General features: G+C 38.7%; 15 protein-coding genes and 1 pseudogene. 12 read left to right on the top strand and 4 right to left on the bottom strand.

Annotated elements, in window-relative coordinates; translation table 11 throughout:
* Window positions 1–259 precede the first annotated feature (259 nt).
* From SNE38_RS00735 to SNE38_RS00720, 4 genes are all read left to right on the top strand, one after another.
* Window positions 260–1,126: an NERD domain-containing protein gene (locus SNE38_RS00735; RefSeq protein ID WP_336045652.1), complete on the top strand. Its 867-nt coding sequence runs from the start codon at window positions 260–262 to the stop codon at window positions 1,124–1,126.
* 91 nt (window positions 1,127–1,217) lie between these two features.
* A complete protein-coding gene (locus tag SNE38_RS00730; RefSeq protein ID WP_191703738.1) occupies window positions 1,218–1,529 on the top strand; it encodes an excinuclease in 312 nt (103 codons plus the stop codon).
* A 208-nt stretch (window positions 1,530–1,737) separates the two neighbouring features.
* Window positions 1,738–2,913 (top strand): endonuclease, encoded by a 1,176-nt coding sequence (locus SNE38_RS00725; RefSeq protein ID WP_336045651.1) that lies wholly within the window; start codon window positions 1,738–1,740, stop codon window positions 2,911–2,913.
* A 221-nt stretch (window positions 2,914–3,134) separates the two neighbouring features.
* The gene (locus SNE38_RS00720) at window positions 3,135–3,317 is read left to right on the top strand and encodes a hypothetical protein (RefSeq protein ID WP_191703875.1); all 183 of its coding nucleotides are present in this window, start codon (window positions 3,135–3,137) and stop codon (window positions 3,315–3,317) included.
* Between the two features lie 81 nt (window positions 3,318–3,398).
* Here SNE38_RS00720 and SNE38_RS00715 read toward each other — a convergent pair whose 3' ends face one another.
* From SNE38_RS00715 to SNE38_RS00705, 3 genes are all read right to left on the bottom strand, one after another.
* Window positions 3,399–3,674, bottom strand: coding sequence for a CC/Se motif family (seleno)protein (locus SNE38_RS00715; protein ID WP_191703740.1), 276 nt, complete (start codon window positions 3,672–3,674; stop codon window positions 3,399–3,401).
* A 348-nt stretch (window positions 3,675–4,022) separates the two neighbouring features.
* Window positions 4,023–4,403: a PH domain-containing protein gene (locus SNE38_RS00710; protein WP_191703741.1), complete on the bottom strand. Its 381-nt coding sequence runs from the start codon at window positions 4,401–4,403 to the stop codon at window positions 4,023–4,025.
* A gap of 121 nt (window positions 4,404–4,524) precedes the next feature.
* Window positions 4,525–4,977, bottom strand: coding sequence for a HEAT repeat domain-containing protein (locus SNE38_RS00705; RefSeq protein ID WP_191703742.1), 453 nt, complete (start codon window positions 4,975–4,977; stop codon window positions 4,525–4,527).
* A gap of 361 nt (window positions 4,978–5,338) precedes the next feature.
* On the opposite strand from SNE38_RS00705, the gene SNE38_RS00700 reads away from it, so the two are divergent.
* The 4 genes from SNE38_RS00700 (at window position 5,339) to SNE38_RS00685 (ending at window position 9,253) form a co-directional block, all read left to right on the top strand.
* Complete coding sequence (locus tag SNE38_RS00700) at window positions 5,339–6,076, top strand: SDR family NAD(P)-dependent oxidoreductase (protein ID WP_336045650.1); 738 nt, start codon at window positions 5,339–5,341, stop codon at window positions 6,074–6,076.
* A 157-nt stretch (window positions 6,077–6,233) separates the two neighbouring features.
* Complete coding sequence (locus SNE38_RS00695) at window positions 6,234–7,415, top strand: glycerate kinase family protein (protein WP_191703744.1); 1,182 nt, start codon at window positions 6,234–6,236, stop codon at window positions 7,413–7,415.
* 1 nt (window position 7,416) lies between these two features.
* Window positions 7,417–8,859, top strand: coding sequence for an SLC13 family permease (locus tag SNE38_RS00690; protein WP_336045649.1), 1,443 nt, complete (start codon window positions 7,417–7,419; stop codon window positions 8,857–8,859).
* A 151-nt stretch (window positions 8,860–9,010) separates the two neighbouring features.
* Window positions 9,011–9,253, top strand: coding sequence for a cAMP-binding protein (locus SNE38_RS00685; protein WP_191703746.1), 243 nt, complete (start codon window positions 9,011–9,013; stop codon window positions 9,251–9,253).
* A 105-nt stretch (window positions 9,254–9,358) separates the two neighbouring features.
* On the opposite strand, the gene SNE38_RS00680 is transcribed toward SNE38_RS00685, so the two are convergent.
* Window positions 9,359–10,150 carry a nucleotidyltransferase gene (locus SNE38_RS00680; protein ID WP_336045648.1) on the bottom strand — a complete coding sequence of 264 codons (792 nt, stop codon included), beginning with the start codon at window positions 10,148–10,150 and terminating at the stop codon, window positions 9,359–9,361.
* A gap of 469 nt (window positions 10,151–10,619) precedes the next feature.
* Here SNE38_RS00680 and SNE38_RS00675 point away from each other — a divergent pair, with 469 nt between their 5' ends.
* From SNE38_RS00675 to SNE38_RS00660, 4 genes and pseudogenes are all read left to right on the top strand, one after another.
* Window positions 10,620–11,408, top strand: coding sequence for a 2,3-dihydro-2,3-dihydroxybenzoate dehydrogenase (locus tag SNE38_RS00675; protein ID WP_336045647.1), 789 nt, complete (start codon window positions 10,620–10,622; stop codon window positions 11,406–11,408).
* A gap of 45 nt (window positions 11,409–11,453) precedes the next feature.
* Entirely contained in the window at window positions 11,454–12,656 is a 1,203-nt protein-coding gene (gene dhbC, locus SNE38_RS00670) for an isochorismate synthase DhbC (RefSeq protein WP_191703749.1), read from the top strand.
* A gap of 40 nt (window positions 12,657–12,696) precedes the next feature.
* Window positions 12,697–13,365: pseudogene (locus SNE38_RS00665) on the top strand (isochorismatase family protein); the annotation flags it as partial.
* 195 nt (window positions 13,366–13,560) lie between these two features.
* Window positions 13,561–14,811, top strand: coding sequence for a cytochrome P450 (locus SNE38_RS00660; RefSeq protein WP_336045646.1), 1,251 nt, complete (start codon window positions 13,561–13,563; stop codon window positions 14,809–14,811).
* The last annotated feature ends 1 nt before the right edge of the window (window position 14,812 follow it).

Raw genomic sequence — 14,812 nt, 5'->3', positions numbered from 1 at the left:
GAACGAGTTTCCATGAGGGAATCCGTTCTTTTTATTTTTTATTTACTTAATAATTCCCATTGTTCGATGAAACTAGCCGTTAACTGCTCTAGTTCTTCTTCACTCGGAATGGCTCAGTCTACCAGCAGTATTTAATTTATGAAGAGTTAGAAGCTAGATAGGTTATATTTTGTGTTTACTGGAATAACTCTTTGTGTTATTTTTTACATTAAATGTAATATTATTCGGCTCTTCATAAGAAATTATATGGGGGAATGGTATGTTAATTGTAGGTTTATTGCTATACATAGCACTTTTATTTATTTTACTGAAGGTAAACTTCTATGTAGCGCTCGGCTTTATTTTTGTAACATCGATTGTTTTTAAGAGTATTTTTCCACAGCTGAAAGGGTACATCGGGGAGCAGAGGATTCGAAAATTACTGGATAAATTAAGTGAAGAAACTACAGTTTACAATGACCTGTATGTACCGAAAAAGAATGGGGAAATGACACAGGTGGATCATGTTTTGCTTTCGACTTACGGACTTTTCGTAATCGAAACAAAAAATTACACAGGGTGGATTTTTGGAGACGAAAATCAAAGGAATTGGACTCAAACAATTTACAATAAAAAATCTCGTTTCTATAATCCAGTTATGCAAAATAATACGCATGTAAAAGCATTGCAGCACTACTTAAATATGGAGGTGCCAATACATTCAATTATTGTTTTTTCAAATGCGGCTACGTTCAAATTTAAAGAATCATTTCAAACAGCGCATGTTGTTCAAACCAAGCATTTAAAACGTACAATTGAACAATTTAAAACAAAGGAAATCTCTTCAGAACAACTGAGCCGAATTTCGCAACTTCTGAAAGCTTTAGTTCCTGAAACGAAGCAACAAAAGAATGAAATTAAAAAGCAGCACTTGGAGCATGTGAAGAAGATTTCAAAACCTGCAAGGAAAAAAGCGAGTAAGGTGCAGGTGAAGCCGGTTTCTGCAGGAACTGCTAGTGTTGAACCAGAAACTTGTCCGAAATGCGGCAGTAATTTAATTTTACGAACTGGTAAACGCGGATCCTTTTATGGGTGTCAGGGCTTTCCAAAGTGCCGATTTACGAGGGATGCAATATTAGGGAAATAAAATGAAGAACTACCTCACTTTGAACTATCATTGGCTTAAACGCTACTGACAATTTATAATAAAGCGATATAGGTTAAAAGGAGTTTTTTAGATGACTACAATGAATACACGCTATAAAATTACACGTCACGACCAACAAGGAAATCCAACGCTAAGCCTAGAAGAATGCCAAAGCTTCTTTGCAAAGCTATCGGATTTTGAGTATCATGATTCGTTTGGTGCCAGTCAGGATGGTGTCCATATGAAGATTAAAGGCCACTTTTTCATGTGGCAAGTGGAAGATGTACAGGTTCCGTTCCGTTTTTATGAGGGGGAGCTTTATGTGGCAGTGTCACACCCGGCCGTTTTGGATAAAACTAAGGAAGTTGCGCGCAGCTTGGAAGCAAATTATATCGAAGGTTAATCGATCATAACTAGGAAAAGAGAGATTCGTTTCTTTCTTTTCCTAGTTTTTTTATGAGATAATAAATCATTTTTTTAACAAACAAATACGTAATTTAATCAATTTATAAGAATAATTTACTGAAAATTAATAAAAATAAGATATTATAAGAATAAGTTAGTTAGCTATTGCTGATTGAACTTAAATTGCTAATATAGGAGGAGAAAAAATGGGTAAAAATCGTACGACACGTGTTCTGTTTTCATGGGTACTAATTCTTTTCATTTTCGTTCAGCCCCTTCAGTCTATGGGAACGCATGCAGCGAGTGGGGACGGGTCATCCTCGTCACCTTATTCGGTTTCGCAGGCAATCAGCAATCAAAATAACAGCGTTAAAACAGTAAAAGGCTATGTGGTGGGTCAACCGACAGCAACAACGACCGTCCTGACAAGCAATTTTCCGAATGACTATGCAATAGCCATTGCGGACAGTGCGACCGAAACGAATACAACCAAGATGATCTATGTTCAGCTGCCGACTTCTTTCAGATCTACTTTCGGCTTAAAAACAAATCCGTCCTTAATGGGCAAAAGCGTGAAAATCACGGGCACATTGACAGCCTACTTTTCACATGCGGGTATGAAAAACGGGACAGCGTTTGTACTGCAGGACGGAAATCCGACAAATCCCGTACCAAACCCGGAACCTCCTCCAACAACAGGCGACTATTATAGTGCGGCTTACGGTAAAACAGGGGCAGCATTAAAAACGGCATTACACAATATTATTGATGATCATACAGAAATTTCGTATTCGAACGTGTGGGTCGCTCTTCGTGAAACGGATGAAGATCCGAATAACCCGAACAATGTGATTTTACTTTATACAGGACGCTCACAAGGGAAATTCACAAACGGCGGGAATGCGAATGATTGGAACCGCGAGCATGTTTGGGCAAAATCACATGGAAACTTCGGGACATCAATGGGTCCAGGTACAGACTTGCATCATCTGCGTCCTACCGATGCCAGCGTCAACAGTTCAAGAAGTAATCTCGATTTTGACAATGGGGGCAACGAACATTCAGAAGCAAGAGGCAACTATTTTGACAACGATTCATGGGAGCCAAGAAATAGTGTGAAAGGCGATGTTGCCCGAATGCTATTTTATATGGCAGTTCGTTATGAGGGAGACAGCGGAGAACCAGATTTAGAATTAAATAATGTAGTGAATAACGGCTCTGCTCCTTATCATGGGAAATTGTCAGTGTTGCTTCAATGGCATAAAGCAGATCCGGTAGATGCATTCGAACGTACACGAAATGAAATTATTTATACCGACTATCAGCACAACCGCAATCCATTTATCGACCATCCTGAATGGGTATCGGCGATTTGGGAATAGTTGTATTTCTGATTTATTGTAAAAAATATACTCTCCTTTACGGTTTTAATGCTGCAAAGGGGAGTATTTTGTTTAGGCATTTTGAAGTGAAAAGCTTACGTGTTTTAAATGGAAGTAAGGCTATTCTAACGAAAGGAGGATTTAATAGAATAATAGAGAAATACTTCTTCATGTGAGTATTAAATATCGTGGTTTTATTAATTTACAAGGGGTGGGGAATAGTGGAGAAAATCATATGGGTTAAAAGTAACATGCGCACAATCGGTGCAAAGGAAGACGATGGGCTGGCTGAAGTAAACAAATACTTGGAAGGCGGCTGGAAAGTAAAACATATTTCTGCAAGCGCTATGGGAGATAGCATGGTTTCAGGACAAGCGTATATAGTTATTGAAAAGGATGAATAATAGTCTTTCTAAAAACCTTAGCTAAACGGAAACTCCTATAGCTAAGGTTTCGTCGATTATAAGTGAATTAAATCATTCCGCCTAACTAAACCTGGCCGTAATCGTTTTGAAAATACCAATGCCGGTAAGTTTCAATATCATTTTTTCATGCCGTAAAAGATATTTCTCCACAAAAATTGCTGAGTTGTCTATTTTAAATTCCGCATAGTTATGTAAATCTCTCGGCTTCCCGAAATGAGTCATACATTCCTGAACAGGGGGAGCACAGCACGCAGTCACTTGAATCATTTTTACGGATACAGGCTTTCCTTTTGACTGAATCCATTGTTTCGTATTAGCATCGAGCTCGATGTGCAATATAATCCCTCGCTTTCATCCCTTTTAAAATGAATATACAACATATTTTAAAATATATGCCAATAAAGAGTAAATTCGCCATCGCAAAAGTTCTAATATGTCCGCTCAAACTTCTAATAAAATCTAAAATGTTCTAATAAAATTGTGATCTGCTAATATGTGTAACCGATCTTCTAAAATAAGTCCTCGATTTTCGAATATCTGTTTCAGAAGTTCTAATAAAGCACCGCGATGTTCTAAAATAGCAAAAAAACTTCTAATATACGCCGTACCCTGTACACAAGGCCACCCCCGAGAAACACCACAAAAAAACGAACTACACGAATAGTCCGTTACCTAAATCTAGCTTTACAATGCCAAAATATTCTCAGCCAAAACTCGTTGAACCGCATAAATATTCGTCGCTTTATTGAACTTCTTTTCTATAGGGACGCTATTGCCGGAAATCCAAATTTTCAACTCCGCATCCAAATCGAATGTGCCGGCTGTTTCGATAGAAAAGTTCGTTATACTTTTGTACGGGATCGATAAATACTCTGTTTTCTTACCAGTCATACCTTGTTTATCAACGAGTATCAATCTTTTATTCGTAAATATAAATGTATCCCTTATTACTTTAAAAGCATGCTTTACCGTTTCTCCACTCGTTATAATTTCATGCATATCCTTTTGAACATCTTCTGTCTTCAATTCACTTGCATTGCCCATCAAACCGTCAAAAATACCCAATATGCTCACCTCATCTTTTTCTGTTTTCTATATATTTTTCACAACATTCATCCAAGCTATACTCGTACAATTATGTAAATAAAAAGAACACGAAAGTAATCCCGTGTTCTCCCAAATAGACTTATTTCTTAGTTGTTGTCGTTTCCCACATATCCTTCAGCCAAGCGTCAAATTGTGCGCCTTTTTCGCCTTCATATGTGTTGTAAATATCGCTGCGCATTTTTTCTAATTTCACCTTGAAGTCCTCGTATGTGTGGTCAGCAGGTAAGCTTTTCTTAATACGTTTGAAAATTTTGCGAAGGTCTTTAAATAAATCGCCTTTAGGTGTTTCAGCTGCTTCAACCTCTTGACCCATTTTCTTTAAATGGCGTGCTGCTGCTTCACGAACCTTTGTTACTAAATCCGCTTTTGCTACATATTGTAAAATTTTAATCGTTTCATCCGATTTATATTTCGCTAATTCCTGAACCGCATTTAAACGTTCTTCCCAGTCTGCTGTTCTATTGACAGCCTTCTTTAACTCACTGAAATTTTCAGGTAATTGTTGTGTTGATTCTTGTTTTTGTTGATTCATTATGTTATCTCCTTTGTCAATGCCTTACTAGCAATGATCTACTTTACCCATTATAGCATGAAAGTGAAGCATTTACCTGCTGCAATGGATTGCTTGACCTAAAGCTGGGCGATATACCGTAATTTAATTTTCTAATAAAGACCTTAATTGTTCTAATATGTTGTGCAATTCTTCTAATAAAAATCGTATTTTCTAATATAAGTTTAAATTGTTCAAATAAGTGTCCGAGATATGCTAATAAAGACCGCTAATGTTCAAATATTCTCCCCAACTCTTCTAATATCCGCACAAACTTTTCTAATAAAATCCCAACCCATTTCAGTTACACTCTTAATAAGCAATTTATAAGGGAGGAAATGAAATGTTTCAAAATAAAACAGTCGTCATCACAGGTGCAGCGCAAGGTATTGGCCGCGCGATTGCGATTCATTTTGCCAAAGCCGGTGCAAATGTTGTCATCGCGGATATGGAGCATGACTTAGGTGTCCAACTGGCAGGGCAACTCCAAACAGAAGGCCATTCTGCCATCTTTATAGAAACGGATGTGCGCAGTGAAGAGAACGTTCGCCAAACGATGGAAAAGGCAGCAAACCGTTTTAACGGAATTCATATTTTAATCAACAATGCCGGGAAAGGGAAATGGGTTTCACCGCTGGAATTATCAATCGATGATTGGGATGACATTATTAATACCAACTTGCGCAGCGTCTTTTTATGCTCGCGTGAAGCGGCAAAATTAATGAAAAGCGGTGGTGCCATTATTAATCTGGCATCTACACGTGCTGAGATGTCTGAACCGCATTCTGAAAGTTATGCAGCGTCTAAAGGTGGGATTGTGGCACTGACACATGCATTGGCAAGCTCGTTCAGTGAATTAAATATAACAGTAAACAGCATTTCACCGGGATGGATTGAAACAGGAGACTACGATGCCCTCAAATCGTCCGACCATTCACAGCATCTTTCAAACCGTGTCGGCAAACCGGATGACATTGCGCGTGCGTGCCTATATTTAGCAAACCCGGACAATAATTTTATAACAGGAACGAACTTAACAATTGACGGCGGGATGACGAAGAAGATGATTTACGAAGAATAATAAATAAGTCCAATGCGCTTTCCTTCAAAAGGAATAGCGCATTTTTAGTGTAAGCGGTTCCTATTGGTTCTATTATCGTATTTTAACAGAACTCTCTATATTTTCTAATTTAGGGGTGGTACATTAACAATTAATAAATTGAGGGAGGGCTGCTGAAATGAAAATTGTTATCGTCCCATCAGGATTTAAAGAATGTATGGACGCAGAGGAAGTAGCTTTAGCAATGGAACGTGGGGTAAGGCGTTTTAATGCGACCGCAGATTTGGAAGTGATACCTATGATTGATGGCGGAGAAGGTTTTGTAAAAACAATTGTTCGTTTAAAGCATGGGGAACTAATTTATAAAAAAGTAACCGGACCTCTCGGTAAGAAAATAAAAAGCTACTTCGGCATTTATGAAGAGAATGGGAAACGGACTGCGGTAATTGAAATGGCGGCGGTAGCTGGTTTAAAGCTGGTGCCGCGCAATCAAAGAAACCCATTAAAAACGACTACATATGGTGTTGGGGAACTAATCGTTGCAGCACTGGATATCGGAATTGACAATATGCTCATTGGCTGTGGGGATTCAGGTACATCGGATGGTGGTGCAGGAATGGCACAAGCATTAGGTATTCAATTTTTAGATGAAAACGATCAAATCATCAAGGTGAATGGCGCGGAAGATCTATTGGCTGTGGATTCCATTGTGACAAAAAATTTAGATCGACGGTTAAAGGACGTTTCGATTAATGTTGCCTGTAACTGGAAAAATATTTTATGCGGGGAAAAGGGAGTTGCCTATATATTTGGACCACAAAAAGGAGCCACGCCAAAACAGGTAAAACGATTATCATCCGCTTTGGACCATTATGCATCCTTAATCGAAAAAGCAACAGGGCTGGATGTCCGTTCATTGCCTGGCAGCGGGGCATCCGGTGGGTTAGGCGCGGGACTAATTGGATTTACGGGTGCTAAACTACATCCGAGATTCAAGATCATTATGGAGTATATTAAGATTGAAGAGAAAATTTTGACAGCGGATATTGTATTAACTGCGGAAGGCTCTCTGGATTTCCAGACACCGAACGGAAAAATTCCAGCGGAGGTTGCGCGAATAGCGAAAAAAAATAATATCCCGGTCATTGCCATTACGGGAACAATTGGAAAAGGTGCAAATCTCAACTATCAGGCGGGAATTGATGCATTTAGTAGTATCATCCAAAAACCAACATCTTTGGAAAATGCGATAAAAAAGGCTCCAAAATGGATTGAGGAAAGCATAGAATCCATATTACGAAAAGTTTCCATTGGTATGGAAATTGCCAATAAAGAACATAGGAAAGAAAGAGTCCACTAAAATGAAAAATCAAATCGAGAGTAAGAGGGGAAATATCCCAAAAACAAAGATTCCATCAATACCGAAGAAGACATTGATTATTATTGCTATACACATCCTCATAATGATTGCAGTTATTTCCATTAATGATTTGAACTACAGTGCAAAGGTAGCTCTATTTGCATTCTTATCTGCAATGATCTTATGGGTTACAACCAAATTTTCAGCCGGCTGGGTGGCAATCTCACTCATAGCGTTTATTATTTTAATGAATGCAGCAGAGCCGGATTTGTTATATAACTCCTTATCCGAGAAAGTCGTATGGCTGATGATTGGGGCTTTTATTATAGGAGAAGCCGTAAAAAAATCTGGATTAGCCGAGCGATTATCGCTTTTCATCCTAAGCAAGTCGAATCAAAAAGACAATGTCGTTCTTGGGCTCAGTTCTGTATTATTCACTTCTGCTTTTTTTATTCCCTCTACATCAGGAAGAGCGGCTTTATCTATGCCGATTATTAAACAAGTTAGTCAGAAATTTTCGTCAAATGAACAAAGGGTGCTGGCGATTATCGCACCTGTCATTATTTTAATGAGTACATCCGCTACATTAGTCGGGGCAGGTTCGCATTTAATCGGAATCGGCTTTCTGGAAAGCACGGTTGGTGAATCCATTTCCTATATCCAATGGTTAATATGGGGTGTGCCGTTTGCATTGGTTGTGACGATTATATCCTTACTCGTTATTAAATGGCTGCTGTGGCCACGTGATGGCGAAAAGACAATAGAAAATGTCCAACATGAAGAAAAAATCATAACAAGAAAATTTCAAAATGATGAAAAAAAGACGATGATTCTTATTTTCTTTTTAATCATCGGGTGGATGACAGAAAGTCTTCATGGATTGGATATTGAATTGATTACAGTAATCGGTGCCATTATTTTCATGATGCCGAACTTCGGAATCATTAGCTGGAAACAAGGAATGAATGCCGTTTCATGGAATTTGGTTGTCTTTGTTGCAGCAGCAACCGCGCTCGGCAAAGTTTTGGTAGATACGGGGATCGTTCAATGGATCGAAAACGAAATGATCAGTGTGCTGCATATGTTTGTCGGGGCACCTGATTGGCTGATTGTGCTAATGATTCTAGTTATAACCGTAACTAGTCATTTGTATATTACCTCACATACGACCCGTGCCATTGTCTTTATTCCGGGCCTAATCATATTCAGCGAATTAATCGGCGTGAACCCTTCAACCGTCGTTTTCCTAAGTTTAATCGGGATGAATTATTGTGTCACAGTGCCAGTCAGCTCGAAAGCACTGCTGCTGTTTTATGAAGAAGGGGAAATTTCCTATGATGCGCGGAACCTAGTAAAGCTAAGCGCATTATTAATGCCCCTTTATATACTCGTCATCATGCTGTTCTACTTTTCATATTGGCAATGGACAGGTATGCAATTATAAAAACAATGGAGAATGCCATGCCTTTTTAAGTGATGGCATTTTTTCAGGCGCTTTCCTTCAAAAAAAGGAACAGCGCCTTTATAGTTAGAAAAAATTTTTTTTACATAATGAACTAAGCATCACACATCCTAAAAAGAGGAGGTGTGAAAAAATGAAGGAATCAAACGTTAATAATGAAAAACAAAAGACCATAAAGCAAATTGGAGAGGTACTTGGCTTTTCACAACACGATAGTGAAGCATTGCTTGTACAAGCAACTGAAGTTCAAACGACAGATATTATTCCAATAGACACTGTAAAGGCTCATGACGAAGTAGATAGTACACCGACAACATTAAATAACCAGCATGCAGAAAACACTTCAGCAATTTTAAGTCGAAATGCACCTAGATAAAGGGAAGCGCTTTATAAAGATATTATGTCATTCCCCAAAATCGATATAACACAAAATATAAAAAGCGACCGTCACAAAGATTTATTCATTGTGACGGTCATTTAACTATAAGGAATACAGAGCATAGATTACTGTGAAAATGAGCGTAATTAAAATAAGTCCACAAAAAACTTCTCCAAAATGGACGAACATTACTCTTTCAGTACTGAGCTCAATTTTACGAAAACCAAAAAGATCTCCATTATGAATAATATAAATAAAAGTGCTGATTACCATCAAACTGGACATAAAAAACGAAAGCATCGGAAGAGAAGCGGCGTAGCGGGCGTTGCCGCTTGTTTCCATATAAAATGGAATTTCCCATTGCTTGCTCAAAACAAAGCTCACTATAACAAGAATATAAATAATAAGTGAAATGTTAAACGGATGCTTACGATAATCAATCAAATTCATCAGTTTCTTTGTTTTTCCTTTAAATTCAAAATCAACCGCTTCCAGTCTATCTTCTTTCAATAAATAAACGAAACCTGCCAAAACAATGCCTAAAAATAAATACACTTTAAGTAGGACGAAAAGTAAATCCCAGCTATAAAATGCTGAAATTACTAATGGGATAAGTATTATTCCTGTAAACCATTTATTCGATGGACCATTAGCTTGAAGCCACTTATTTAAAGAATCCCGGTAATCCTTTTGAAGTGCATGTTCATCCTCACGGTAAGTAGATAATTTACTCATTATAAAACCACAAACTACAACAATTAATCCAATCCCGAATGTAATAGTAGAACTTTTCGGATAGATGGATACCTTGTCATAATTGAGAATGATCCAATTGCCACTGAAAGCGACAACAAATATTCCAAAAAACATAATATACGAAGATAAATTTCTCATTCAGTCACCTCCATGATGATTTAATTAGAACCCTCCTCGTAATCTACGATAGTTTTCCATGAATTGTTTCAAATATTTTGCCAAAAGTATGAAAACAGTCGGAAACGTATATTAGAAAAGGGTTTCGAGATTTGGATATTAGCTAGTTTGACCTCTCAAATATGAAATTGTAAACACTGCCTTAAACAGTTAGCACGGTTCACGCCAATTCCTTTTTATGGTTATTTGAAAAACCAATGTCCTTATAAATTAAAGAAAAATAGTGATTTTTTCTACTAAAATGTATTTTTAAATCTATTTTTAGGTCTTTATTAGTGAAAATGATAAGGACCTTGACGGTGTTGGAAGTTATCGCTATCATTGCTAATAGAATCAACTGATAATGATTATCATTATTGATTGATGAGATTCTTATAGGAAATTAAGCTATCTTTACATATCGCTATAAATTGAGAAAGGAAGTGTTGATGTGAACTTTCAGGAATTGAAAGGGAAAGTTGCACTTGTAACAGGGGGAGCCCAAGGAATTGGTAGAACCCTTGTCGAGAGTTTGGCTATACAAGGTGTAAAAGTTGCGGTTGTAGATTATAACGAGGAACAATTAAATCTCCAGGTTAACCGTTTTAAGGAACAAGGATTCGAGGTATTCGCTTTTCCAGCAGATGTAGGGGATAGTATGGCAATCGATGCAATTGTAGACACAGTCGAAAGTGAAATAGGACCAATTGAAATGCTTGTAAATGTTGCTGGAATACTGTCTAGCGGCCCTATTCAGACATTTAGTAACCAAGATTGGGCGAGAACATTTTCGATTAATACGACAGGGGTTTTTAACGTTTCTAGAGCGATAAGTCGTTATATGATTCCAAGGAAAAAAGGATCTATCGTAACAGTCGGCTCTAATGCGGCTAGTGTGCCCAGAATTTCAATGGCAGCCTATGCAGCATCAAAGGCAGCAACCGTTATGTTTACAAAGTGTCTAGGTTTAGAGCTCGCAGAACATGGCATTCGCTGTAACATTGTCTCACCTGGCTCAACTGATACGGACATGCAGCGTTCTCTTTGGACAGATGATAATGGGGCTGAAATGATGATTAAAGGTATACCTGAAAGTTTTAAAGTAGGAATTCCGCTGAAAAAGATTGCTCAGCCCCAAAACATTGTCGATGCTATTTTATTTTTCCTATCCGATCAATCTAGCCATATTACAATGAGCAACCTTGTCGTGGATGGTGGAGCAACGTTAGGAGCGAGTTAAATCTGCCTGTTGAATTCTGAATAATTAAATAAAAGGAGAGGTAGTATGGTAAGCAAACAAAACGCAGTAATTGAACAAGAACTTTTAGATGATTATCGAGTTGGTGACTTCTTCATCGAGACTCCATACCGAACGATTTTAGGAAAAGGTGTATTCATGCAAGTGCCGTCTGAAGAAGACCATGAAAAACAAATGGTTGAGTTGCCTAAAAAGGTTGCCTTGACACTTAAAAAAGCAAAAGAGCAGGGACACCCATATCCAATCGTGACTGGGGCTGTACCCTTTGATTCCTCTAAAAAGGCCTGTTTGCATGTTCCTAATTCCGTTCATTTTTCTCCTTCATTTCAAAAAGAGGGAAGAGGACAGGTCAGTTCCGCTCCAGTAGCTGTCAATGAGCTAATATCTGTTCCATCTCCTGAGTATTACATGAAAGGAGTAGAGCAAGGTATTGAAAAAATTCGTTCCGGTGAGCTGGACAAAATCGTAATCTCACGTTCATTGGAACTGAGCTTAACGGAGTCTGTTGATATTCCACAGCTTTTACATAATCTTGCCTATCAAAATAAACATGGCTATACGTTTGCAACGGATATTGCTTCCGAGGAGCAAAGGACCACACTAATCGGCGCTAGTCCAGAGCTGCTCGTTTCAAGACAAGGTATGCATGCGATTGCGAATCCGTTGGCAGGTTCAAGACCACGAAGTAAAGATCCTGTAGAAGATCAAAGACGCGCAAAAGAGCTGCTATCTTCTCCAAAGGACCTGTATGAGCATGCGGTAGTAGTGGAGAATGTAGCGAATGCTTTGTCTCCATTCCTTAAAAATATGGAGGTTCCAGAAAAACCTTCGTTGGTCACTACTGAAACGATGTGGCATCTCTCGACTGTCGTTAAAGGAGAGTTGCTGGATACGGAAATATCATCGTTTGATTTGGCGGCTGCACTACAACCTACTCCAGCTGTTTGTGGTTCTCCTACTGAAAAGGCAAGACAGGCAATCTCTGAAATTGAACCGTTTGACCGTGGATTCTTTACGGGCATGGTTGGCTGGTGTGATGCCGAAGGAAACGGAGAATGGGTCGTAACAATACGATGTGCAGAGGCAAATGGGCATTCATTACGATTATTTGCAGGTGCAGGCATTGTCGGCGAGTCGAAGCCTGAAGAAGAACTAGCCGAAACTGGTGCTAAATTCCAAACGATGCTTCGCGCAATGGGGATTAATACAGAGCAGTTTAAAGATATTTAATTGAACGAATCAACTAAAAACATATAAAAGGAGTGATTCGATGGCTATTCCAGCTATCTCTTCATACGAAATGCCAAAAGAAAGTAATCTTCCGAAAAATAAAGTACTATGGGAAGCGGATTCGAACAGATCTGTTCTATTAATTCATGACATGCAGCAATACTTTATTGATTACTACAAGCAAGATGAATCATTAATCCCTCAATTAGTCGCCAACATACAGGCAATCCGAAAAAAATGTGATGAGCTTGGCATCCCTGTTGTATATACAGCGCAATCGGGTAATCAAAAAGCTGAGGACCGGGCGTTGCTGACTGATTTCTGGGGACCAGGACTTAAAGATGATCCGAACATTACAAAAGTAATTGATGAATTGGCACCAGGATCAGACGATATCGTGTTGAAAAAGTGGCGCTACAGTGCATTTAAGAAAACAAATTTATTGGAAATCATGCACGAACAAGGACGTGATCAGTTAATCATCTGTGGCGTTTATGCTCATATTGGTTGCCTCATGACAGCTGGAGAGGCTTTCATGACGGACATACAGCCATTTTTCATTGCAGATGCGGTCGCTGATTTCACAATAGAGGAGCATGAAATGGCAATTAAATACGTAGCACAACGCTGTGGCGCGGTCTTTTCTACAAAGCAGATTATTGACCAGCTAAACAGTGAACCGTCTTCCGTAGAGGAGCAAGTACAAGTAACAAGCAACCCTGCTTGGTAAGCCGAAACGAAGTGAAAAGTTTAATTTAAATAGCCAGGTAGTGAAAAACAATTTGTTTTTTGCTGCCTGGTTTTTGATTTTTATTGGCGGTATTAATCAGAGGTAAGTTTTTTAAAAGAATAAACAGGGAATTGGTTACCAACAATGTTATTTATATAAAAAGGAGTGAATAATATGTCAAATTCAGTACCAAAGGAAGAAGGACTTGACCACAGCTTAAATCTTCTGAGGGAAGGCTATTTGTATATATTGAATAGACGTCAAAGTTTCCATTCAGACGTTTTTGAAACGAGGTTACTTGGAAAAAAAGCGATCTGTATGGGCGGAAAAGAAGCCGCAGATATTTTTTATGACAACAGCAAATTCAAAAGGCAAGGTGTTGCACCAAACCGTGTTGCGGAAACATTGTTTGGCAAAAATGGTGTGCAGTCACTAGACGGAGATGCCCATAAACATCGTAAAGAAATGTTTATGTCGATTATGACACCGAAACGACTTGAAAAATTGAATGAAATTGTAGCTAAAGAGTGGGAAATGGCTTTATATAAGTGGCAGCGGATGGACGAAATCGAGCTTTATGAAGAAACTCTGGAAATTATGTGCCGTACCGCCTGTGAGTGGGCCGGCGTGCCAGTAGAAGAAAAGGACATGAAAAAACTGGCACACGATTTAAGGGCAATGTTCGAATCAGCAACAGCTATTGGACCAGCGCATTGGGCAGGGAGACATGCACGAAATCAAGTAGAAAAGTGGATGGGTAATATTATCGATGAAGTGCGTGGTGGCAAACTGAATCCAGAAGAAGGTACGGCATTGTATACATTTGCGTGGCACCATGATTTGGAAGGCAACCTTCTCGATACGAAAATCGCTTCTGTTGAAGTAATCAATATATTAAGACCAATTGTAGCGATTTCAGTCTATATTAACTTTTCTGCATTAGCCGTCCACCATTACCCGGAAGAGCGCGAAAAACTTAAATCCGGCGATAGAAAGATTGCGCAGATGTTTGTTCAGGAAGTGCGACGTTTTTATCCATTCTTCCCATTTGCCGCTGCAGAAGTAAAAGAAGATTTTACTTGGAAAGATTATACGTTTGAAAAAGGTACTTTAACCTTGCTTGATCTGTATGGTACGAATCATGATATTAATATTTGGGGAAATCCTGAAGTGTTTCAACCGAGCCGCTTTGAGAACTGGGATGGCAGTCCTTTCAGCTTTATTCCCCAAGGTGGCGGTGATTACTATCTAGGCCATCGCTGTGCAGGTGAGTGGGTAACGATAGAAATTATGAAAGTGAGTCTCGACTTTTTGGTCAACAAAATGACATACGATATTCCGGAGCAGGATTTAAGCTACAGCAAAGTAAGCATTCCAAGTCTCCCTAAAAGTAACTTCATCATTAAAAATGTCCAGCGACTGTAAA

This window comes from Solibacillus ferritrahens (genome assembly GCF_037027585.1).
Classification (GTDB): domain Bacteria; phylum Bacillota; class Bacilli; order Bacillales_A; family Planococcaceae; genus Solibacillus; species Solibacillus ferritrahens.
Note: the sequence above shows the minus strand (reverse complement) of the source record. Positions and strands in the feature narration are given on the sequence as shown.